18 protein-coding genes are annotated in these 22,791 nt (G+C 69.8%); 10 read left to right on the plus strand and 8 right to left on the minus strand.

What is annotated here, in order from left to right:
* Positions 1-10 precede the first annotated feature (10 nt).
* Positions 11-1,582 (minus strand): mannosyltransferase, encoded by a 1,572-nt coding sequence (locus G6N37_RS05540; protein ID WP_163677031.1) that lies wholly within the window; start codon positions 1,580-1,582, stop codon positions 11-13.
* A 285-nt stretch (positions 1,583-1,867) separates the two neighbouring features.
* On the opposite strand from G6N37_RS05540, the gene G6N37_RS05545 reads away from it, so the two are divergent.
* Entirely contained in the window at positions 1,868-2,311 is a 444-nt protein-coding gene (locus G6N37_RS05545) for a universal stress protein (RefSeq protein WP_083171936.1), read from the plus strand.
* A 174-nt stretch (positions 2,312-2,485) separates the two neighbouring features.
* On the opposite strand, the gene G6N37_RS05550 is transcribed toward G6N37_RS05545, so the two are convergent.
* On the minus strand, positions 2,486-3,184 hold the full coding sequence (locus tag G6N37_RS05550) for an MBL fold metallo-hydrolase (protein WP_179961879.1): 699 nt from the start codon (positions 3,182-3,184) through the stop codon (positions 2,486-2,488).
* A 111-nt stretch (positions 3,185-3,295) separates the two neighbouring features.
* Here G6N37_RS05550 and uvrA point away from each other — a divergent pair, with 111 nt between their 5' ends.
* A complete protein-coding gene (uvrA, locus tag G6N37_RS05555; RefSeq protein WP_163677033.1) occupies positions 3,296-6,199 on the plus strand; it encodes an excinuclease ABC subunit UvrA in 2,904 nt (967 codons plus the stop codon).
* Positions 6,200-6,206: 7 nt separating this feature from the next.
* Here the strand turns inward: uvrA and G6N37_RS05560 are convergent, their stop codons facing one another.
* The 5 genes from G6N37_RS05560 to lysX form a co-directional block, all read right to left on the minus strand.
* Entirely contained in the window at positions 6,207-7,949 is a 1,743-nt protein-coding gene (locus G6N37_RS05560) for a serine/threonine-protein kinase PknH/PknJ (protein ID WP_163677035.1), read from the minus strand.
* 29 nt (positions 7,950-7,978) lie between these two features.
* Complete coding sequence (locus G6N37_RS05565; protein WP_163677037.1) at positions 7,979-8,227, minus strand: PspA/IM30 family protein; 249 nt, start codon at positions 8,225-8,227, stop codon at positions 7,979-7,981.
* A gap of 10 nt (positions 8,228-8,237) precedes the next feature.
* Entirely contained in the window at positions 8,238-8,675 is a 438-nt protein-coding gene (locus tag G6N37_RS05570) for a DUF6653 family protein (protein WP_276066066.1), read from the minus strand.
* Positions 8,676-8,681: 6 nt separating this feature from the next.
* A complete protein-coding gene (locus G6N37_RS05575; protein ID WP_179961880.1) occupies positions 8,682-10,163 on the minus strand; it encodes an alpha/beta hydrolase in 1,482 nt (493 codons plus the stop codon).
* A gap of 77 nt (positions 10,164-10,240) precedes the next feature.
* Positions 10,241-13,597, minus strand: a complete 3,357-nt coding sequence (gene lysX, locus G6N37_RS05580; RefSeq protein ID WP_372514652.1) for a bifunctional lysylphosphatidylglycerol synthetase/lysine--tRNA ligase LysX — start codon at positions 13,595-13,597, stop codon at positions 10,241-10,243.
* Positions 13,598-14,025: 428 nt separating this feature from the next.
* Between lysX and infC the strand changes: the two genes are divergently transcribed.
* The 4 genes from infC to G6N37_RS05600 all read left to right on the plus strand — a co-directional run bounded on the left by infC (position 14,026) and on the right by G6N37_RS05600 (position 16,127).
* On the plus strand, positions 14,026-14,634 hold the full coding sequence (gene infC, locus G6N37_RS05585; RefSeq protein ID WP_163684662.1) for a translation initiation factor IF-3: 609 nt from the start codon (positions 14,026-14,028) through the stop codon (positions 14,632-14,634).
* Between the two features lie 44 nt (positions 14,635-14,678).
* Positions 14,679-14,873: a 50S ribosomal protein L35 gene (rpmI, locus tag G6N37_RS05590; RefSeq protein WP_083171942.1), complete on the plus strand. Its 195-nt coding sequence runs from the start codon at positions 14,679-14,681 to the stop codon at positions 14,871-14,873.
* Between the two features lie 63 nt (positions 14,874-14,936).
* The gene (gene rplT, locus G6N37_RS05595) at positions 14,937-15,332 is read left to right on the plus strand and encodes a 50S ribosomal protein L20 (protein WP_046184507.1); all 396 of its coding nucleotides are present in this window, start codon (positions 14,937-14,939) and stop codon (positions 15,330-15,332) included.
* A gap of 3 nt (positions 15,333-15,335) precedes the next feature.
* A complete protein-coding gene (locus G6N37_RS05600) occupies positions 15,336-16,127 on the plus strand; it encodes a TrmH family RNA methyltransferase (protein WP_163684664.1) in 792 nt (263 codons plus the stop codon).
* On the opposite strand, the gene G6N37_RS05605 is transcribed toward G6N37_RS05600, so the two are convergent.
* Entirely contained in the window at positions 16,114-17,169 is a 1,056-nt protein-coding gene (locus G6N37_RS05605; protein WP_163677042.1) for an oxygenase MpaB family protein, read from the minus strand. The two genes, G6N37_RS05600 and G6N37_RS05605, sit on opposite strands and share 14 nt — an antisense overlap.
* Positions 17,170-17,360: 191 nt before the next feature.
* Here G6N37_RS05605 and G6N37_RS05610 point away from each other — a divergent pair, with 191 nt between their 5' ends.
* The 4 genes from G6N37_RS05610 (at position 17,361) to pheT (ending at position 22,758) form a co-directional block, all read left to right on the plus strand.
* Complete coding sequence (locus G6N37_RS05610) at positions 17,361-18,275, plus strand: adenylate/guanylate cyclase domain-containing protein (protein WP_163677045.1); 915 nt, start codon at positions 17,361-17,363, stop codon at positions 18,273-18,275.
* A gap of 17 nt (positions 18,276-18,292) precedes the next feature.
* The gene (locus tag G6N37_RS05615; protein WP_163677048.1) at positions 18,293-19,096 is read left to right on the plus strand and encodes a rhomboid-like protein; all 804 of its coding nucleotides are present in this window, start codon (positions 18,293-18,295) and stop codon (positions 19,094-19,096) included.
* Between the two features lie 120 nt (positions 19,097-19,216).
* Positions 19,217-20,260, plus strand: a complete 1,044-nt coding sequence (pheS, locus tag G6N37_RS05620) for a phenylalanine--tRNA ligase subunit alpha (RefSeq protein ID WP_163677051.1) — start codon at positions 19,217-19,219, stop codon at positions 20,258-20,260.
* Positions 20,260-22,758 (plus strand): phenylalanine--tRNA ligase subunit beta, encoded by a 2,499-nt coding sequence (pheT, locus tag G6N37_RS05625; protein WP_163677054.1) that lies wholly within the window; start codon positions 20,260-20,262, stop codon positions 22,756-22,758. The genes pheS and pheT overlap by 1 nt, the downstream gene beginning before the upstream one ends.
* Positions 22,759-22,791: the final 33 nt, after the last annotated feature.

A 22,791-nucleotide genomic window follows, 5' to 3' on the forward strand; every position in this document is an offset into this window, starting at 1 on the left:
AAAGCGCGAATCAGCGCGTCGACTTCACCACCTGCGAGTAATGGAACTGCCAACGTTCGACAATGCGGAACCCGAGGTAACTCGGGAATCGATAGGCCGGGGCGCGCCCGAATGCCGGTCCCGGCGGCAATGACCGTCCGACTTGATGGTCGGGCAGCGATGTTTCTTTATTGGTAATGGTCCAGATCGCCGGACATTTGTTGATTTTGGCCGTCGTCAGCCACACGGCAACGTGGCCGTCCCACAGCGCGCCCACCTTTGGCCCGTACGCCCCCCGCTCGACGTCGATCAGTGACCGGAAGGCCGCGGGCCGGGTGGCCAGCAGGGCGCGGATCGGACCGGGCCGCCACGGCACGGTGTTGTCCACCATCAGACAGTCACCCGGCGCCGCGTGGGAGCTGATCAGATCGGCGACCTGGCTGTAGTCCCAGCCCTCCTTGGCGTACGGCCAGCGCTGGATGAACAGGTAGTTCGGCACGGCGGCGACGGCGCAGACCAGCACCACACCGGCGATGGGCCACGGTTTGCGGGCGACGGTGGCGATGCAGACGGCCAGCACGACGGCCATCGCGGGCGCGGTGAAGATCAGGTAGCGCGGGTAGTAGATCGGTTCGTTGACCGCCGAGTAGATGACCACGAGCGCGGTGGGGATGACGAGCCACGCCGCGCAGACGATCAACAGCCGACGCACGTCGCCGGCCGGGGGCCGGACGCCGGCCAGCCGGGCGGCGACCGCCGCCACGATGAGCACGGCGGAAACAATGGCGAACGGAACGCTGTGATCGAAATACTGGCGCAGGATGATGTCGAACGCGTAATGCCAGCTGACCGGGTAAATCCAGTTGACCTGCCACACCTGGGCGTGCGCGAACACCATGAACGGCGTCATGGCGGCGACCGCGACGGCAGAACTGACCGCCCACCGAATCACCGGCGATTTCCGCGCTTTCGGGGGCGCCAACAGCGGCACCATTACGGCGTAAACCGGCACCAACAGCACCATATTCAGATTCAGCAGGATCGAGAGCATCAACGCCAGCGCATAGCAAGCCCACAGTCGCGGCCTGTTGCGCCGGACGGCGGAGACCAGCAACACCGTGAGCCAGGCCGCCGCGGCGGCCGCGAAGGCGTACGGACGCGCCTCCATACCGGCCCAGGTGGTGCGCGGCAGGATGGCGAACATGACACCCGCGCACACCGCGACCGGCCGCGTCGAGAACTGCCTGGTGAAGACCGTGACACCCGCGGCGGCGGCGCCCACCGCCAGGGCGCTGGGCGCCCGTGACCAGAATTCGGTCGGCGGAAATACCGCGAACCACCCGTGCATCAGCAGGTAGTACAGGCCGTGCACGGCGTCGATGTGGCCCAGCAGTCGCCACAGCTCCGCCAGAGTGCGGCTCGCCGCGGCCGATATGGTCGCGCCCTCGTCGAACCACAGGGAGGGCCGACAGGCCCAGGCGCCGCTGACAACCGCCGCGAACGCGGCGATCGCCCACGGATCGAGCAACCTGCCGGGCGAACGGGCGGGCGCGGGCTGCTCGATCTGGGCCGCGACGGGCTGCTCGACGGTGGGCATGGACATGATGCTTGTCACTGTAAAGCTGAATCCGGGAGCCGCGTCACAAATGGCCCGGGCCAATTCACCGCCCGGCGTCCGCATTCCGCGAAAAGCGGCGTTATGCAACGCTTTCCGCCTCGGGTCCGGGCGTTTGAATGTTTTGTCACCGGCGATATTGTCGGTTGGCGCAGCGCTGGCCCGCAAATTGTGGACACGCCGCGCCACGCGGTGTCGCTAATCTGTTCCCTCTACAACGGGCAAACGCGATACTGTCTTGGGTTGGCTGACCAACCGAAACTGGGAGGGTAGATGGGCGCCTATCGGACTGTGGTGGTGGGAACCGACGGCTCGGACTCGTCAATGCGCGCGGTAGACAGGGCGGCGCAGATCGCCGGGCAGGACGCCAAGCTGATCGTCGCCTCGGCGTACCTGCCCCAGCACGAGGACACCCGGGCCGCCGACGTGCTGCGGGACGAGAGTTACAAGGTGTCCGGCACCGCGCCCATTTACGCGATCCTGCAGGACGCCAAGGAGCGCGCGCACAAGGCCGGGGCCAAGAACGTCGAGGAGCGCCCGATCGAGGGCGCTCCGGTCGACGCGCTGGTCAAGCTGGCCGAGGACGAGAAGGCCGACCTGCTGGTCGTCGGGAACGTCGGACTGAGCACGATCGCCGGCCGGCTGCTGGGATCGGTGCCGGCCAACGTGTCGCGCCGGGCCAAGGTCGACGTGCTGATCGTCCACACCACGTCCTAGCTTTCTTGGTGGCGACCCGACGTCGCCCGGCTACGCCGCGCTCGCGATCGCCACGGCTTTCTTGGTGGCGACCCGACGTCGCCCGGCTACGCCGCGCTCGCGATCGCCACGGCTTTCTTGGTGGCGACCCGACGTCGCCCGGCTACGCCGCGCTCGCGATCGCCACGGACCCGCTTACCAGCCTCGCTCGCGCCATTCGCCCAGGTGGGGGCGTTCGGCGCCGAGAACCGTGTCGTCGCCGTGGCCGGGATAGATGACCGTGGCGTCGTCGTACACGTCGAACACCCGGGTGGTGACGTCATCGAGTAGCCGGGTGAAATCGCCCTTCTGCCACGTCTTCCCGACGCCGCCAGGGAACAGGCAGTCGCCGGTGAACAGCTGGGTGACCCCGCCCGTCGCCGGGCCGTCGAGCGCGAGAGCGATCGATCCGGGAGTGTGTCCGCGCAGGTGGATGACGTCGAAACGCAGCTCGCCGATCTGGACGGTGTCACCGTGCGCCAGCAAACGGTCCGGTTTGACCGGCAGCGGCTCGGCGTCGATCTCGTTGGCGGCGGTCGGCGCCCCGGTGGCCGCGGCCACGGCCTCGAGCGCCTGCCAGTGGTCGAAGTGCTGATGGCTGGTCACGATCAGCGACAGCTTGGGCGCGTTCCGCCGGATCAGGCCGATGAGGGTGTCCGCGTCGTTGGCGGCGTCGATCAGCAGGCTCTCTCCGGTCGCGGAACACGTCACCAGATACGCATTGTTGTCCATGGGGCCCACCGATGCCTTTAGGATCGTGGCGCCGGGTAGGGTCCGGCGGGCCGCGGTGCCAGGGTCGACGTGTCCGGTGTAGTCGTCGCTCGGCTCGACAGCGGACTGGTCTGAGGCGGTCATAGCGGCCACGTTACTGGTCAAACGTTGCTTGTCGGTATGGGCACATAGCATGGAATGCGCCGTGCGCATCAACGGCTGCAATACGCAAAAGATCCACTGAGAGAGGGCAGCGTGGCTGACCGCCTGATCGTCAAGGGCGCCCGCGAACACAACCTGCGGGGCGTCGACCTCGACCTGCCGCGCGACGCGCTGATCGTCTTCACCGGCCTGTCGGGATCGGGTAAATCGTCGCTGGCGTTCGACACGATTTTCGCCGAGGGGCAGCGCCGGTACGTGGAGTCGCTGTCGGCCTACGCCCGCCAGTTCCTGGGCCAGATGGACAAGCCGGATGTCGACTTCATCGAGGGCCTGTCCCCGGCGGTGTCCATCGACCAGAAGTCGACCAACCGCAACCCGCGCTCGACCGTCGGGACCATCACCGAGGTGTACGACTACCTCCGGCTGCTCTACGCGCGCGCCGGAACGCCACACTGCCCCGTCTGTGGTGAGCGGATCGCCCGTCAGACGCCCCAGCAAATCGTCGACCAGGTGCTGGCCATGCCAGAAGGCACCCGATTCCTGGTCCTCGCCCCGGTGGTGCGCACCCGCAAGGGCGAGTTCGCCGACCTGTTCGAGAAGCTCAACGCGCAGGGCTACAGCCGGGTGCGGGTCGACGGCGTGGTGCACCCGCTGACCGACCCGCCCAAGCTGAAGAAGCAGGAGAAGCACGACATCGAGGTGGTGGTGGACCGCCTGACCGTCAAGGCCTCGGCCAAGCAGCGGCTCACCGATTCGGTGGAGACCGCGCTGAATCTGGCCGACGGGATCGTGGTGCTCGAGTTCGTCGACCACGAACACGACGCCCACAACCGCGAGCAGCGGTTCTCCGAGAAGCTGGCCTGCCCCAACGGGCATGCGCTGGCGGTCGACGACCTGGAGCCGCGCTCGTTCTCGTTCAACTCGCCCTACGGCGCCTGCCCCGAGTGCACCGGCCTGGGGATCCGCAAGGAGGTCGACCCCGACCTGGTGGTGCCCGATCCCGAGCGCACGCTGGCCGAGGGCGCGGTGGCGCCATGGTCGACGGGCCACACCGCGGAGTACTTCACCCGGATGATGGCCGGGCTCGGCGACGAGCTGGGCTTCGACGTCGACACGCCCTGGCGCAAGCTGCCGGCCAAGGCGCGCAAGGCGATCCTCGAGGGCTCCGACCACCAGGTGCACGTGCGCTACCGCAACCGCTATGGCCGAACCCGTTCGTACTACGCCGATTTCGAGGGCGTGCTGGCGTTCCTGCAGCGCAAGATGGCCCAGACCGAGTCCGAGCAGATGAAGGAACGCTACGAGGGCTTCATGCGCGACGTGCCCTGCCCGGAGTGCGAGGGGACCCGGCTCAAGCCGGAGATCCTGGCCGTGACGCTGGCAGCCGGGGACAGGGGCGCCAAGTCCATCGCCGAGGTGTCGGAACTGTCGATCTCGGACTGCTCGGACTTCCTGAACGCCCTCACCCTGGGGCCCCGCGAGCAGGCGATCGCCGGGCAGGTGCTCAAGGAAATCCAGTCGCGGCTGGGCTTTCTGCTCGACGTGGGGCTGGACTACCTGTCGTTGTCGCGCGCGGCGGCGACGCTGTCCGGCGGTGAGGCACAACGCATCCGGCTGGCCACCCAGATCGGGTCCGGCCTGGTGGGTGTGCTCTATGTGCTCGACGAGCCGTCGATCGGGCTGCACCAGCGCGACAACCGTCGGCTCATCGAAACCCTCACGCGGCTAAGGGATTTGGGCAACACGCTGATCGTCGTCGAACACGACGAGGACACCATCGCCCATGCCGACTGGATCGTCGACATCGGTCCGCGGGCCGGTGAGCACGGCGGCGAGATCGTGCACAGCGGAACCTACAGCGAGCTGCTGGCCAACAAGGACTCGATCACCGGCGCCTTCCTGTCGGGCAAGGAATCCATCGCGATGCCCGCGATCCGGCGTGCGATAGACCGCAAGCGCCAGCTCACCGTCGTCGGCGCCCGCGAGCACAACCTGCGCGGCATCGACGTCTCGTTCCCGCTCGGTGTGCTCACCTCGGTCACCGGTGTGTCCGGCTCCGGCAAGTCGACGCTGGTCAACGACATCCTGGCCACGGTGCTGGCCAACCGGCTCAACGGGGCCCGGCTGGTCCCGGGGCGGCACACCCGGGTGACGGGTCTGGACCACCTGGACAAGCTGGTGCGGGTGGACCAGTCGCCGATCGGTCGCACGCCGCGGTCCAACCCGGCCACCTACACCGGCGTGTTCGACAAGATCCGCACCCTGTTCGCTGCCACCACGGAGGCGAAAGTCCGTGGCTACCAACCGGGGCGGTTCTCGTTCAACGTCAAGGGCGGCCGCTGCGAGGCGTGCACGGGTGACGGCACCATCAAGATCGAGATGAACTTCCTGCCCGACGTGTACGTGCCGTGCGAGGTCTGCCACGGCGCGCGCTACAACCGCGAAACCCTCGAGGTGCACTACAAGGGCAAGACCATCTCCGAAGTGCTGGACATGTCGATCGAGGAGGCGGCGGGGTTCTTCGAGCCGATCACCGGCATTCACCGGTACCTGCGCACGCTCGTCGACGTCGGCCTGGGCTACGTCCGGCTGGGCCAGCCCGCCCCGACGCTGTCCGGGGGTGAGGCGCAGCGCGTCAAGCTGGCCGCGGAGTTGCAGAAGCGCTCGACGGGGCGGACCATCTACATCCTCGACGAGCCCACCACCGGCCTGCATTTCGACGACATCCGCAAGCTGCTGAGCGTCATCAACGGGCTGGTCGACAAGGGCAACACCGTCATCGTGATCGAGCACAACCTGGACGTCATCAAGACGTCGGACTGGATCGTCGACATGGGGCCCGAGGGTGGCGCCGAGGGCGGAACCGTGGTCGCCGAGGGCACTCCGGAGGACATCGCCGCGGTGCCGGAGAGCTACACCGGGAAGTTCATCGCCGAGGTCATCGGCCGCGCCACCCCGCCGCAGCGATCCAACCGGCGGCGCAAAGTCACCGCCTGACCGGTCGTCAGCCGGGGATCCTCGTCCCCATCTGGTTGGCGATCAGCCTGGCTTCGTTGATGATCCCGGGTCCGCAGACGTTGACGTCGAGGACGACGTTGGCCACCGCCAACAGGACGTGCTGGCACACCACCGGGCTGTTGGCCAGCGTGTGCTGCAGGGCGATATCGGGCGGATTGCCGCTGATCTGCCCGAAGGTCCATTCGAACGGGGCCTTGTCGCCGGGTTGGGTCACGGTTTTCCCCCCGCAGTCCCGCCATTGCGCCCATTGGTCCTTCACGAACCCCCGGGCCTGGTCGGCGGACGCGAATAGCACGGCACCCTGGACCACGGCGTAGGGCGGATTGCTCTGGGGCTTCTTCATCAGCTGGGCGACCATCGCGGTGTAGCCGCTGCTCTTGTACGTCCGGGTTTGGAAACCGATGAGCGCTCCGAGGCACTTGTCGTCCGACAGCGTATTGCCGGGGCCGGGGTCGGTCATGTCCGTCACGTTGTGGTCGACGACGATGCCGGTGGTACCGACGAGGACGTTGATCTGGTCGACCGTAAGCAGCAGCGAATTCAATTGTGCGGGAGCCACTGTGGGGGCGGCGCTGGTGGTCACTGCGCTCGAGGTGGGTGCCGCGATTGTCGTGCTGGTGGTGGGGCCCTCGGGCTGCGTGGCCCCGGACTTGTCGACGGCCAACCACACCCCGGTGCCCGCGATGACCGCGACGACGAGCGCCAGAGCGCCGATGACCAGCCCCAGCCTGCGCTTGGGCGGCACCACCGGGGGCGCCCACGGCGCGACGGGCGGAGCGGCGAACCACGTCGGATGCGGCGGTGCCGGCTCGGGCCGAAACTGCTCCACGCGCGCCGGCGGCGCGAAATGCTGGCTGTGCTGGATCAATTCGGTCGCCTGGCGTTGGTCGGGCGTGCTCAGCGCGCGCAGGGCCGCTTTCGCCAGATCGCCCGCCGTGACGTAGCGGTCGTCGGGGTCTTTGGCCATGCCGCGCGCGATGACGTCGTCGAACGCCGCCGGGACGGCGGGATTGCGTTGGCTGGGGCGCGGGATGGGTTCGACCAGGTGGGCAGCCATCAGCGCGCTCAGGCTGGTGGTCTGGAAAGGCCTTGTGCCCGTGAGGCATTCGAAAAGGAGGCAGGCCAGAGCGTAGATGTCGACCCGGTAGGTGGTGTCGTCGTCGCCGAATCGCTCGGGGGCCATGTAGTTCCAGCTGCCGATGGCGGCGCCGGTCTTGGTCAGCCGCTGATCGGTGGCCGCGGCGGCGATGCCGAAATCCACCAGATAGGCGAAGTCGCCCTCGGTGAGCAGGATGTTCTCGGGTTTGATGTCACGGTGAATGACGCCGGCGCGGTGCGCGGCGTCCAGGGCGGAAGCGACTTGTTCGACAATCGCGACCGCGCGCGGGGGTGGCAGCGGCCCAGATCGGCTCAGCACGGTGCCCACGTCACGCCCCTCGATGAGGCGCATGTCGATGAACACCTGACCGTCGAGCTCGCCGAAATCGTGGATCGGCACGATGTGCGGTTCCTGCAGTCGGCCCGCGGTCCGGGCTTCGCGTTGCATGCGCCGGCGGAAGACGTCGTCGGAGCTGACCTGTTCGGACACCAGCTTGAGCGCCACCACGCGATCCTTGACGGTGTCGTAGGCCTCGTAGACCTCGCCCATTCCGCCGCGGCCCAGCAGCCGCCGCAGCCGGTAGGGCCCAAACTGGCTCCCAATCCGCGAATTCGGCTGCGTTTCACTCATCGACGTCCCCCCGACGCTGCGCGACTTCCCTAGCCCTCGTCCGGACGCATCGACGCGCGAATCTGGGCCAACCGCTCGGCAGCGGCGCGCTCGCGCTCGTCGTATTGCTCGGCGACGGAACGGCCCTCGGGGGACTCGGCGTCCAGCTCCGCGTCGCCCAGAGACGTCGCGTAGCGATTCTCGATCTTCTCGCGCACGGACTCGAAGGTCGGCACGCCGCCGCTGTCATACCCGGGGTCGGGTGGGGTGCTGCCGGGCGTTTCCGGTTCGTCGGGCATGGTCGTTACGCTACTGAACCCCGGCGTGGTCCCGCCGCTCCCGTTCCCGATACCGCACCATCTGTTCCCAGTACACCAGTGTCAGCGCCATCTGTACCGCGACGGCGGCCGCCGCGGGCAGCGCACGACGCCGCCCGGCGGCGACGACGGCCCCCAGCGCCGCCACCGACGTCAGCGCGCTGACCACCAGGGCCGCGTCCCGTGGCCGGCGGCTGATCCACATCTCCTCGCCCAGCATCGCCCGGGTCGACCAGGCCCGCTCGTGCGCCGGCTTGCCGAAGACGAACGGGTTGACCGCCATCCACAACGCGATCCACGCCGCGTGGCTCCAGCGCCGCGTCCAGGGGGGCACCAGGATCAGCGGGGTGCTCGCCCAGCGGGTCCAGGCGCTCCACGGATTGCAGTGCCGCGCAAAGATCGCACGCCGAATCGGCGCAACGGACGGCACCCGCGCCTACCGCCTGGCGGGGGAATGGTCGGCCGGTACGACGATCGGGGTGGGGAGCGCGGGCGGGGCGGCGCCGGGCAACGCCGTCCGCGGAATTCCCGGCGTGCCCAGCCGGCCCGCCAGCCACGGCAGCGCTGTGGCGAAGACCTGGTCCGCGAACTGCCAATCGTGCCTGCCGGGCTGCGCGAGCACCGCGCAGTCGATCCCGTTGGCGCGCCCCACCGCGCACAGCGAATAGGCGGCCGCCGTCTGGTTACCGGGATCGGCGGCCGCCTCCCGGCTGGCGAGTCGGACCGCCCCGATGTCGGTGCCGCCCACCTCGCGGCGTGTCGCCGGCGTGCTGTCGGAGGAGATCGCGAACCAGCCCGCGACGTCGCTGTAGGGGCCGTGCCGGTCGATCACCGTGGTCGGGTCGAATGCCGCCCACGCGTCGGCGTTTCCGCCGAACAGCCGGGCGATGGTCTGGGCCTTGTTGCCGGCGTTCGGGTAGAAGTCGCCGGCAACGTCGACGAACGCGCTGAACATGTCGGGGTGCATGACGGTCAGGTCCACGGCGCAGGTTCCGCCCATCGACCAACCGGCGATGCCCCAGTGGGATCGATCGCGGCTGACGCCGAACTTGGACACCATGTAGGGCACCACGTCCTTGGTCAGATGATCCGCGGCGTTACCGCGGACGCCGTTGACGCATTCGGTGTCGTTGTTGAAGGCCCCGCCGGAGTCGACGAACACCAACACCGGCGCCTTGCCGTCGTGGGCGGCCGCGAAGTCGTCGATCGTCTTGACCGCGTTGCCCGCCCGGGTCCAGTCGGCGGGGGTGTTGAACTGGCCGCCGATCATCATCACCGTCGGCAGCGCCGGCGGCGGGCTGCTGGTGAACCATTCGGGCGGCAGGTAAACCAGCTCGCCGCGGTGTTTGAAATGCGATGCGTCGGAAGGGATCACGACGGGAACCACGCTGCCGTGCGGCGGCCGCGCCCGTTTGGCGGCCATGGCGGTGACGGTGGCGGGGTCGGTCTGATCCGGCAGGGGCCCGGAGGTCAGCTGGTTCCACGCCGCCTGCACGGTGGGGAAGTAGCCCACCCACAGGTTGAGCACCAGCGCGGCGCACAGGGCGCACAGCGGGACGGCCAGCAGCCCGGCCCCGCGGCGCCAGCCGCGAGCGCCGCGCCACCCCAGGATCAGGACCGCGACCGCCATGCCGGTCAAGGTGATCCACACCCACAGCGCGGGCGGCGCGGGTTCTTCGGACAGGCCGCGGTCGACGATGTACCAGTGCGTCAGGTAGGCGGCGGCGGCACCCGCCAGCGCGGCGGCCGGCAACCACACCGTCCGCCACCGACGCGACCGCCAGCCGACGGCCAGCGTCAGGACCACCGCGGTCACCACCTGGATCGTGGTGGGCACCCACCCGTGCATCAGCGACGTGTGACTACTTGCCAGCAACTGCGTCATGGCTGTGGTCGTCGGCGCAATCACGGCATTCATTGTGATCCATTGTTAACCGGCCTGGAACATATTCACCGAATGTTCGCGATGCGACCGGCCGCGCGTCCCGCGGCCGGCTAGTGCGGCTTGGCCAGCGGAAACGGCAGGGTCTCGCGGATGCTGCGGCCGGTTATGAGCATGACGAGCCGATCGATGCCCATGCCCATCCCGCCGGTGGGCGGCATGGCGTATTCCATGGCTTGCAGGAAGTCCTCGTCGAGCTCCATCGCCTCGGGGTCCCCGCCGGCGGCCAGCAGCGACTGCTCCTGCAGGCGGCGCCGCTGCTCCACCGGATCGGTCAGCTCGCTGTAGGCGGTTCCCAGCTCCACTCCCCACGCCACCAGGTCCCACCGCTCGGCGACGCCGCGCCGGCTGCGGTGCGGCCGGGTCAGCGGCGAGACGGAGGTGGGGAAGTCGATGTAGAAGGTCGGCCGCTCGGTCCGGTCCTCGACCAGGTGCTCATAGAGCTCCAGCACCACGGCGCCGGCGTCCCACTGCGCCCGATACGGAATGTGCGCGGCGTCGGCCAGTTTGCGCAAGGCGGACAACGGGGTGTCCGGATCGACGTGTTCCCCGAGGGCTTCGGACACCGCGTCGTGCACGGTCTTGACCGGCCAGTCGCCGGAGATGTCGACCGGTTGCAGGCGGCCGTCGGCGCCGTCACCAGGCCGCAGCACGCTCTGCTCGCCGTGGGCGGCCTCCGCCGCGTTTTGGATGAGCTCCCGGCAGCCGTCGATCCAGACCTTGTAGTCGGCGTGCGCTTGGTAGGCCTCCAGCAGGGTGAACTCCGGGTTGTGGCTGAAGTCGACGCCCTCGTTGCGGAAGGCCCGGCCCAGCTCGAACACCCGCTCGACGCCGCCGACGCACAACCGCTTGAGGTACAGCTCCGGCGCGATGCGCAGGAACAGGTCCATGTCGTAGGTGTTGATGTGGGTGACGAACGGCCGGGCGGTGGCTCCGCCGTGGATCTGCTGCAGGATCGGCGTCTCGACCTCGATGAAACCCTTGGCGAACAACGTTTCCCGCACGGAGCGCAGGACGCTGCTGCGCGCCGTGATCAGCTCGCGCGACTCCGGGTTGACCGCCAGGTCGACGTAACGGGTCCGCACCCGCGCCTCCGGGTCGGTGAGGCCGTTCCACTTGTTCGGCAGCGGTCGCAGGCACTTACCGATCATCCGCCAGTCGCGCACGATCAACGAGCGGGTTCCGTTCTTGGAAAACCCCATGTGCCCGGTCATCTCGATGAGGTCGCCGAGGTCGATCGCGGCGGTGAAATCCGCGGTGCGCCCACGCTCCAGGCGTGAATTGTCCAGCAGCACCTGCAATTCGCCCGACCAGTCCCGCAGCTGGGCGAACAACACCCCGCCGTAGTCGCGTATCCGCAGGATCCGGCCCGACACGGAGATTGGTTCCTGGTCGTCGGCTTCCAGCGCGCGGGCGACGGTGTGGCTGGGCGGAGACCCCACCGGGTAGGCGTCAATGCCCTTGCGCCGCAGTATCTTCAGCTTGGCCAGGCGCACCCGCACCTGCTCGGGCAGGCGGGCCCTCGACTCTTCCAGCTCCGCGTCGTCGCGTCGCTGCTGCAACTCGCTGACGTCCGGCGCCGACCCGTCGTGGTGCAGCAGGCCCGACTCCACCAGCCTGGACGGCACGGCGGGGTGATGACCGGTGTGCACCCGGTCGCGCCGGGTGAACGGCAGCACCAGGAAGCCCTCCGCGATCACCGAGGCGACGCCGACCCGGGGAATCAGGCGCGCGTCCTCGTAGCAGGCGTAGCGCGGAACCCATTCGGGTTGGTACTTCATGTTCGAGCGGTACAGCGTCTCCAGCTGCCACCACCGCGAGAAGAACAGCAACAGCCCTCGCCACAACCGGGCGACCGGTCCGGCGCCCAGCTGGGCGCCCTGTTCGAACGCCGAGCGGAACATCGCGAAGTTCAGTGAAATGCGGCTGATGCCAAGGGTTTCGGCGGTCAGGGCGAGCTCGCTGACCATGAGCTCGATGGTGCCGTTGGGGGACTGCGGGGAGCGGCGCATCAAATCCAGGGAGACGCCGGTGGTTCCCCACGGAACCAGCGACAGCATCGCCGCGACCGCGCCGTCGCGGTCCAACGCCTCGACCAGCAGGCAATCGCCGTCCGCCGGGTCGCCGAGCCGGCCCAGCGCCATGGAGAAGCCGCGCTCGGTCTGGGTGTCGCGCCAGGCGTCCGCACGGGCGATGGTCTCGGCCATCTCCTCGGCCGAGATGTCGCGGTGCCGCCGGATGCGCAAGGTCAGCCCGGCCCGGCGGGCCCGGGTCACGGCCTGGCGCACCCCGCGCATGTCGGGGCCGGACAGGCGGAAGTCGGCGGTTCGCAGAATCGCCTCGTCGCCCAGCTCGAGCGCGTTGAGCCCGGCTTCCCGATACACCCGCGCCCCTTGCGTGCTGGCCCCCATGACGCCCGGCGCCCAGCCGTAGCTCTGGCACAACCCCAGCCAGGCGTCGATGGCCTGGGGCCAGGCCCGCGGGTCGCCGATCGGGTCGCCGCTGGCCAGGCAGACCCCGACTTCGACGCGGTAGGTGATGGCGGCGCGACCGCTCTGGGCGAACACCACCGACTTGTCGCGGCGGGTGGCGAAGTAACCGAGCGAGTCGTTCTTGCCGTACAGCTCGAGGAGCCCACGGATGGCCGACTCGTCCTCACCGGTCAGCGCGTTCTCCGCGCGCTGGGACTGGAAGAGCACGATGGTCGCCAGGATCAGCGCCAATGCGCCGAAGAGGCCGAAGATCGCGTTGAGGAAGACGTGCGGCTTGCCGGTGAACAGGTCCGGGTCGGCCAGGGCGAACCCGACGACCCGGTTGGCCACGTAGGGCAGGCGGTCCGGGCGGGCCAGCGTTCCCGGCCACAACTCCACCATTCCCCAGGACAACAGGATTCCGACCACGTCCCCGGCGACCAGCACCGCGGCCGCCTTGACCAGGGCGCCCTTGCGGACCTTCGCCCAGAACTCCCGGTAGGCCAGCACCAGCAGGACGATCGCGACGATGTGCACCGCGAACCCGAGGTTTTCCCCGAAGGTTTCGGCCGCGGTGTTGTCGCCCGCGGCCATGTCGGCGGCGTTCAACCCCGCGGCGATGATCATCTGGCCCAGTAACACCAGCCAGGCGATCCGTTTCCGGGCGGTCAGGGCCCCGGCCAGCAACGCCAGCACGAACGACCAGGCGATGCTCGTGTCGGGGAAGTTGAACAGGTAGTCGTTGATGAACTCGCGCGGGACCTTGATCAGCCACCGGATCGCGGGCGACACGCTGGCCACCAGCGACACCGTGGCGATGACGCCCACGATCCACCCGGCCGCCGCCGGCACCCAGCGATACCGGGAATGCGACCGTCCGCGGGGTCCCGAACGGGACCCCGACCGTGATGAAGCGAGTGTCACAGACCGCGAGGATATGCCCTCAGTCCGTGAAAAGCTTGACGAAGCGCTAAGAGCGGCCGGCAAGATTCGTCCGGTCGCGCACGCGTGCCGGTGCGCGCGGGACGAGGCGCCGGAGGCGAAGTACGAAAAGGCGTCCCGTGGCTGCTAAACTAGCGTTCGCGACCATCCCGGCGAAGGCCAGGAACAGTTAAGTGGAGTCCCACTCCCACCGCGAGCCACGAGAATCTTCAAGGCTTTGCGGTCCGGTCACAGGCATCGCGCATGTCTGTTCCGCGGGCGACGCGGGCGGCTTGACCAATGGCAAGCCGTGATCGGTCGGCATTGGGCCCTGCTATTGCAGGGCTTTTCTGCTGGTGGTGTGGTGTTTCCGCCGCTGAATCCGAATCGGACCCAGGCCCTGGCCGCCGCTGCAGGACACGTGTAAGCCCAACAAGGGAGGCCCCATCAGCACTGAGACCCGCGTCAACGAGCGCATCCGCGTACCTGAAGTCAGATTGATCGGACCAGGGGGAGAGCAGGTAGGCATAGTGCGCATCGAAGACGCACTGCGCGTCGCTGCGGACGCCGATCTCGACCTTGTCGAAGTCGCCCCCAATGCCAGACCCCCCGTCTGCAAGATCATGGACTACGGCAAGTTCAAATACGAGGCGGCGCAAAAGGCGCGCGAATCCCGCCGCAACCAGCAGCAGACCGTCGTCAAAGAGCAAAAGCTGCGACCGAAGATCGACGATCACGATTACGAGACCAAGAAGGGTCACGTGATCCGCTTTCTGGAGGCGGGTTCGAAGGTGAAGGTCACCATCATGTTCCGCGGACGTGAGCAGTCGCGGCCCGAGCTGGGCTACCGCCTGTTGCAGCGGCTGGGCGCGGACGTCGCCGAATACGGCTTCGTGGAAACGTCCGCCAAGCAGGACGGCCGCAACATGACGATGGTGCTGGCCCCGCACCGCGGCGCGAAGACTCGTGCCAGGGCGCGGCACCCCGAAGGCCCCGGCGAGGGGGCGGCGCCGGACGCCGAAGCGGCCGTCGACACCAACCCTTCGCCCAACTGACCCGGCACGACACGGAAGAACTCGAGAGCAGAAGTAGAGGAAACATGCCCAAGGCCAAGACCCACAGCGGGGCTTCGAAGCGGTTCCGGCGCACCGGAACCGGCAAGATCGTCCGCCAGAAAGCCAACCGCCGGCACCTGTTGGAGCACAAGCCGTCGACCCGGACCCGGCGTCTGGAAGGCCGCACCACCGTGGCGGCCAACGACACCAAGCGGATCAACAAGCTGCTGAACGGCTGACCATCGCGCCGGACCCGGTGCCGGCGCCCCACCATTGACTTTTCAACGAGAGTAGGAACACCCATGGCACGCGTGAAGCGGGCGGTCAACGCCCACAAGAAGAGGCGCAGCATCCTCAAGGCCTCGAAGGGCTATCGCGGCCAGCGATCGCGGCTCTACCGCAAAGCCAAAGAGCAGCAGCTGCATTCGCTGAACTACGCCTACCGCGACCGCCGCGCGCGTAAGGGCGAGTTCCGGAAGCTGTGGATCTCGCGGATCAACGCGGCCGCGCGCGCCAACGACATCACCTACAACCGGCTGATCCAGGGCCTCAAGGCCGCGGGCGTCGAGGTGGACCGCAAGAACCTCGCCGACATCGCGATCACCGATCCCGCGGCGTTCACGGCGCTGGTCGACGTCGCGCGGGCCGCGCTGCCCGAGGACGTCAACGCCCCCTCGGATTCCGGAGAGGCCGCCTAGCCCCTGCTGACCGAACGATCGGCCCGGGTCGCCGCGGCGGTCAAACTGCATCGCCACGTCGGTCGACGCCGGGCGGGGCGATTCCTCGCCGAAGGTCCCAACCTGGTCGAGGCGGCCGCCGCCCGCGGTCTCGTCCGCGACGTCTTCGTCACCGAAGCCGCCGGCGAGCGGTATGCGTCTTTGCTTGGTGCGCAAGCAGTTCCGGTGCATCTGGTCAACGAGCGGGCCGCGAAGGCGCTGTCCGACACCGTCACCCCCACCGGGCTGGTGGCGGTCTGCGAAATGCCGGCGACCCGGCTGGCGGACGTGCTGGCCGGTTCGCCCCGGCTGATCGCGGTCGCCGTCGAGATCAGCGAGCCGGGCAATGCCGGCACCCTCATCCGCATCGCCGACGCGATGGGCGCGCACGGTGTGATCCTCGGCGGCCACAGCGTCGACCCGTACAACGGCAAGTGCCTGCGCGCCTCGACCGGCAGCATCTTCTCCATTCCGGTGGTCGCCGCGCCCGACACGGCCGCCGCGCTGGATGCGGTTCGCGACGCCGGGCTGCGGGTGCTGGCCGGCACGGTGGACGGCGAGACGCGCCTCGACGAGGCCGGCCCGCTGCTCGCCAGGCCGACCGCCTGGCTGTTCGGGCCCGAATCGCAAGGCCTGCCAAGGCACATCGCGGGGGCGGCGGACCACCGGGTGCGCATCCCGATGTCCGGCGGTGCGGAAAGCCTGAACGTGGCCTCCGCCGCGGCCATCTGCCTCTACCAGAGCGCCCTGGCGCTGGGCACGTTCAAGCGGCCCTGACGCGCGCCCGGGCGGGCCGCAGCCCCGCCAGCGACAGCGTCCCGTGCACCAGCGAGCCTGCCCGCTCCATGAGCGCCTTCGCGGGGTCGAGCGGCGATCGGGGAGCGAGGCGGGAACGGGGAGGGAAATAGTGCATGGGCAGCCCGCGGCGGTCGCGGGGCGGCGCCATGAACGTCGGCGCCTCCACCAGCGGCGCGTCGCTGGGCAGCCGGCCCTCGGCGCGGCGGTAGGCGGCCAGCGCGCGCGGGTGCAGCCGGATCTCGTCGGGAACCGCCAGGAAGGCCAGTTCGACGAGCTTGCCGAACAGGCGCAGCAGCACCTCGTCGCCCGGCGTCCAGCGCATGCCGGCCTTCTCGCGGACGGCGGGCTCGAACAGGCCCGCGGCGATCCAGCGCTGGCCGGCGACCAGCGGCCTGAACATCTGGTCCCAGACCGGCGTGGGCATCAACACGAATTTCGGTTTGGGGATCCGGATTTGGAAGATGTCCAGCGTCGCGCGGTTGATTTCCAGCTCCTCGCGGCACACCCGGTCCCAGTACTCCTGAAACTCCTCCCAGGAGCCGGGCACCGGCCGCATGCTCATCCCGTACATCCGGTACCACCGCACGTGCTCGTCGAACAGCTGGCGCTTCTCGGCCTCCGTCAGGCCCCCGCAGAAGTACTCGGCCACCTTGATCACCAGCATGAAGAAGGTGGCGTGCGCCCAGTAGAACGTTTCCGGATTCAGCGCGTGATAGCGGCGCCCGGACGCGTCCACGCCCTTGATGGTGTGGTGGTAGCTCTTGATCTGCCGCCCCGTCACCGCGGCCCGGTCACCGTCGTAGACGACGCCCATGATCGGGTACACCGAGCGGGCCACCCGCTGCAGGGGCTCGCGCAGCAGGATCGAATGCTCCTCGACGCCCGCCCCCAGCTCCGGATACATGTTCTGGATCGCGCCGATCCATACGCCCATCATTCCGGTGCGCAGATCGCCAAAGTACTTCCAGGTCAGGGAATCTGGTCCGAGCGGATCGTCGGACGTCGCGGGAATGGCAGTCATCTCGGCCTCCTGCGCTCACGATAACTTTGACAACGTGCGTTGTCTACGATTTCGCCCCTGCGCGCCCGCGGCTGTTATCGAGCATCCACAGCGGCGTGGCGCCGCCGTGATCAGGCGATATCGTGCGAGCTGTGACACAAACCGCGCGGCGTTGATTGCCCGCCTCCGGCGGGAGGAAATAACCTGGCCGGGTGGAACTCGCGCGTCGGGAATCGGATTCGGGCGGGCCCGACGAGCCGACCGTGACGCCATCCGATCCGCCGCGGCGTTCCCCCGTCTCGGTGCACAGCGCGACGCAGTGGCTGCACGGCCGGAACCACAGCCCCGGCGCGGTGGCCTTCATCCGCCGGGCCCGACGGCTGCTCCCCGGCGACCCCGAGTTCGGTGACCCGCTCTCGACGGCCGGCGAGGGCGGTCCAAGCGCCGCGGCGCGGGCCGCCGACCGGCTGCTGGGCGACCGCGACGCGGTGTCGCGGGAAGTCAGCCTCGGGGTGCTGCAGTTGTGGCAGGCGCTGACCGAGTCGGTTGCCCGCCGGCCGGCGAATCCCGAGGTGACGCTGGTCTTCACCGACCTGGTCGGTTTCTCGTCGTGGTCCCTGCAGGCCGGCGACGAGGCGGCCCTCACCCTGCTGCGACAGGTGGCCCGGGCCGTCGAGCCGCCGCTGCTGGACGCCGGCGGCCACATCGTCAAGCGGATGGGCGACGGCCTCATGGCCGTCTTCGCCGATCCGACGGTCGCGGTGCGCGCCGTGCTGGCCGCCAAGGAGGCGCTGAAGTCGGTCGAGGTGGAAGGCCACACGCCGCGCATGCGGGCCGGGATCCACACCGGGCGGCCCCAGCGGCTGGGGTCGGACTGGCTCGGCGTCGACGTGAACATCGCCGCGCGGGTGATGGAACGCGCCACCAAGGGCGGGGTGATGGTGTCGAGTTCGACACTCGACCTCATCGCCCAGAGCGAACTCGACGCCATGGGCGTCGTCGCCAAACGCGCACGTAAACCCGTGTTTGCGGGCAAGACCACCGGCGTGCCGCCCGACTTGGCGATATATCGTTTGCGAACTCATAGGGAGTTGACAGCGCCCGATCACGGCGCCGAAACAAACTAGCCGACATAATGGAGGCAATGTTTGGGGGCATCCTTGCCCGGCTCGCCCGGGTCCAGTTCACGTTGGGTTACGTGGCGGTGCTGCTTGCCGTCAGCTGCGCCATCCTGGTCCTCGGCCCGCACGCCCATGACGTGCTGGTGGAGCGAGCCAGCACCAACCTGCACAACCTCGCCCACGGCCACGTGGGCACCCTGTTGGGCAGCGCGCTGGTCGTCGACGCCGGCCCGCTCTACTTCTGGCTGCCCTTCCTCACCTGCCTGCTCGCGCTCGGCGAGCTGCACCTGAGCACCATCCGGCTGGTGGTCGCCTTCGTCGTCGGGCACATCGGCGCGACGCTGGTCGTGGCCGCCGCCCTGGCCGCGGCGGTCGAGTTCGGCTGGCTGCCGCTGTCGATCACCCGGGCCAGCGACGTCGGGATGAGCTACGGCGCCCTGGCGGTGCTCGGCGCGATGACGGCGGTCATTCCCCAGCGCTGGCGGGCCGCCTGGGTCGGCTGGTGGGTGTCGGCGGGCGTGGCGTCGGCAATCATCGGCGGCGATTTCACCGACGCCGGCCACACCGTCGCCGTGGTGTTGGGCGTGCTGGTGTCCGCCCGATTCCGCCAGCCCATCCATTGGACGCCGGTGCGCCTCCTGATGATGGTGGCCTCGTCGGGCTTCGGCTTCCTGGTCCTCGCCCACCACTGGGGAACGATGGCCGCGGCGCCCGCGTTCGGGGTCCTGGGCGCGCTGGTGGCGCACAAGGCCGTGCAGTTCGGCACCGGGCGCGCCGCGCTCGGCGACGCCGCCCTGACCGGTGCGCAGCCGGCCACGGCGGGCTAGACACCGGGCCACCCTTACCCCGAAGCGCCCGCCGGGCCGCGCGCACCGCATCACTATGATCGGCACTTGCCGCTGGGCAACTTCCCCCCAGCCCTCATCCAGCAAGGAGAGTGTCGCCGCGTGGGTGCTCAGCCCGTCGACCTGTCGCCCAATGCCTTGGCCGAGGCGGTCGGCGCCGCCCGGGAGGCGATCGCGCTCGCCGGCGATCTGGACACGCTGGCGCGCGTGAAGACCGAGCACCTCGGTGACCGCTCGCCGCTCGCGCTGGCGCGGCAGGCGCTGGCCGGCGTCCCCAAGGAGGAGCGCGCCGACGCGGGTAAGCGGGTCAACTCCGCGCGGACCGAGGTCCAGTGCAGCTACGACGAGCGACTGGCCGCGCTGCGCGCCGAACGCGACGCGGCGGTGCTGGTCGCCGAGAGCATCGACGTCACGCTGCCGTCGACGCGTCAGCCACCCGGCGCCAGGCACCCCATCACCATGCTGGCCGAGCACATCGCCGACACCTTCGTCGCGATGGGCTGGGAGCTGGCAGAGGGGCCGGAAGTCGAAACCGAGCAGTTCAACTTCGACGCCCTCAACTTCCCCGCCGACCACCCGGCGCGCAGCGAGCAGGACACCTTCTACATCGCGCCGGACGATTCCCGGCAGCTGCTGCGCACCCACACGTCGCCGGTGCAGGTGCGCACCCTGCTCGCCCACGAGCTGCCCGTCTACATCGTCTCGATCGGGCGCACCTTCCGCACCGACGAGCTCGACGCCACCCACACCCCGGTCTTCCACCAGGTCGAGGGGCTGGCGGTGGACCGCGGCCTGTCCATGGCGCACCTGCGCGGCACCCTCGACGCGTTCGCCCGCGCCGAGTTCGGCCCCGAGGCGCGCACCCGGATCCGGCCGCACTTCTTCCCGTTCACCGAACCCTCCGCCGAGGTCGACGTGTGGTTCGTCGGCAAGAAGGGCGGCCCGGGCTGGGTGGAGTGGGGCGGCTGCGGCATGGTCCACCCCAACGTCCTGCGGGCCGCGGGGATCGACCCCGAGGTGTACTCCGGGTTCGCGTTCGGGATGGGCCTGGAACGCACCCTGCAGTTCCGCAACGGCATTCCCGACATGCGCGACATGGTCGAGGGCGACGTCCGGTTCTCGTTGCCGTTCGGGGTGGGTGCCTGATGCGGGTCCCCTACAGCTGGCTGCGGGAGGTCGTGAACGCCGGCGCGCCGGGCTGGGAAGTCACCGCCGGCGATCTCGAGCAGACGCTGGTGCGGATCGGCCACGAGGTGGAGGAGGTCGTCACCCTCGGCCCGGTCGACGGCCCGCTGGCGGTGGGGCGGGTGACCGCCATCGAGGAGCTCACCGGATTCAAAAAGCCGATCCGCGCCTGCCGGGTCGACGTCGGCGACGGCAGGGACCGCGACATCGTCTGCGGCGCAACCAATTTCGCCGTCGGTGAGCTGGTCGTCGTGGCGCTGCCCGGCGCCACGCTGCCCGGCGGATTCGCCATCACGGCGCGCAAGACCTACGGCCGCGACTCCGAGGGCATGATCTGCTCGGCGGCCGAACTCGGTTTGGGCGCCGACCATTCCGGGATCCTGGTGCTGCCGCCCGGCACCGCCGAACCGGGCGCCCCTGGCGCAGCGGTGCTGGGACTGGACGACGTGGTCTTTCACCTGGCGATCACCCCCGACCGCGGCTACTGCATGTCGGTGCGCGGCCTGGCCCGGGAGGTCGCCTGCGCCTACGACCTCGACTTCGTCGACCCGGCGGACGTCAAGCCGCTGCCCGCCGCCGGCGAGGCCTGGCCCCTGACCGTCCAGCCGGAAACCGGCGTGCGGCGGTTCGCCCTGCGGCCCGTGACCGGCATCGACCCCGCGGCGGTGTCGCCGTGGTGGCTGCAACGCCGGCTGCTGCTGGCCGGCGTCCGCGCGACCTCCCCGGCGGTGGACGTCACCAACTACGTGATGCTCGAACTCGGCCACCCCATGCACGCGCACGACTGCGACCGCATCTCCGGGGGCCTCGCCGTGCGGTTCGCCCGGCCCGGCGAGACCGTCGTCACCCTCGATGACGTCGAGCGCCGGCTCGATCCGGCCGACGTCCTCATCGTCGACGACCGCGCGACCGCGGCGATCGGCGGCGTGATGGGTGCGGCGAGCACCGAGGTGCGCGCCGAGTCCACCGACGTGCTGCTGGAGGCCGCCGTGTGGGACCCCGCCGCCGTCTCGCGCACCCAGCGCCGGCTGCACCTGCCCAGCGAGGCCGCCCGGCGTTACGAGCGCGGGGTGGACCCGGCCGTCTCGGTGGCCGCGCTGGACCGGTGCGCCGCACTGCTCGTCGACATCGCCGGGGGAGCGGTATCGGACGAGCTGACCGACTGGCGCGGCGACCCGCCGGTCGGCAACTCGGCCGCCGACTGGTCGCTGCCGCCGATCCGGATCCCCGCCGACCTGCCCGACCGCGTCGCCGGGGTGGCCTATCCCCCGGGGACCGCCGCGCGGCGCCTGGCGCAGATCGGGGCTGCGGTGACCGACGACGGCTCGGCATTGACCGTGACGCCCCCGAGCTGGCGGCCCGACCTGCTGCAGCCCGCCGACCTCGTCGAGGAGGTGCTGCGGCTGGAGGGGCTGGAGACCATCCCGTCGGTGCTGCCCGCGGCGCCCGCGGGCCGGGGCCTCACCGCGGGGCAGAAGCGTCGCCGCGCCATCGGCAGATCGCTCGCCCAATCCGGCTACGTCGAGATCCTGCCGACGCCGTTCCTGCCCGCGGACGTGTTCGACCTGTGGGGCTTGCCGGACGACGACCCGCGGCGCACCACCACCCAGGTGCTCAACCCCCTGGAGGCCGACCGCCCGCATTTGGCCACCACGTTGCTGCCCGCGCTGCTGGAAGCCTTGGTGCGCAACGTGTCCCGCGGGCTGGTGGACGTCGCGCTGTACGCCGTGGCGCAGGTGGTGCAGCCGACCGAGGAGACCCGCGGCGTGCGGCCCATCCCCGTGCACCGCCGGCCGACCGACACCGAGATCGCCCAGCTGAACGCCTCGCTGCCGCGCCAGCCGCAGCACGTCGCGGCCGTCCTGGCGGGCCTGCGCGAACGCCGCGGACCGTGGGGTCCCGGCCGCCGCGCCGAGGCCGCCGACGCCTTCGAGGCGGCGCGCATCATCGCCCGCGCCAGCGGGGTCGAGGTCAGCCTGCGGGCGGCCCAGCACCTGCCGTGGCACCCCGGCCGGTGCGCCGAGGTGCTCGTCGGGGAGACCGTCGTCGGCCACGCCGGGCAGCTGCACCCGGCGGTGATCGAGCGATCCGGCCTGCCGAAGGACACCTGCGCCGTCGAACTCAACCTCGACGCGATCCCCGTCGCGGTGGCGTTGCCGGCACCCAAGGTGTCGCCGTTCCCGGCCGTCTTCCAGGACCTCAGCCTGGTGGTGCCCGCGCACGTGCCGGCCCGGGCGGTGGCCGACGCGGTCCGGGAGGGCGCCGGCGAGCTGCTCGAAGACCTGCAACTGTTCGACGTCTTCACCGGCCCGCAGGTCGGGGAGGGCCGCAAGTCGCTGACGTTCGCGCTGCGCTTCCGCGCGCCGGACCGCACGCTGACCGAGGACGACGCCAGCGCGGCCCGCGACGCCGCGGTCCGGCGCGCCGCCGGGGCGGTCGGCGCGGAACTGCGCGCCTGACCCGTCGGAATGGATTTGCAAAGCACTGCATAA

It is taken from the genome of Mycobacterium seoulense, from assembly GCF_010731595.1.
Lineage (GTDB): Bacteria > Actinomycetota > Actinomycetes > Mycobacteriales > Mycobacteriaceae > Mycobacterium > Mycobacterium seoulense.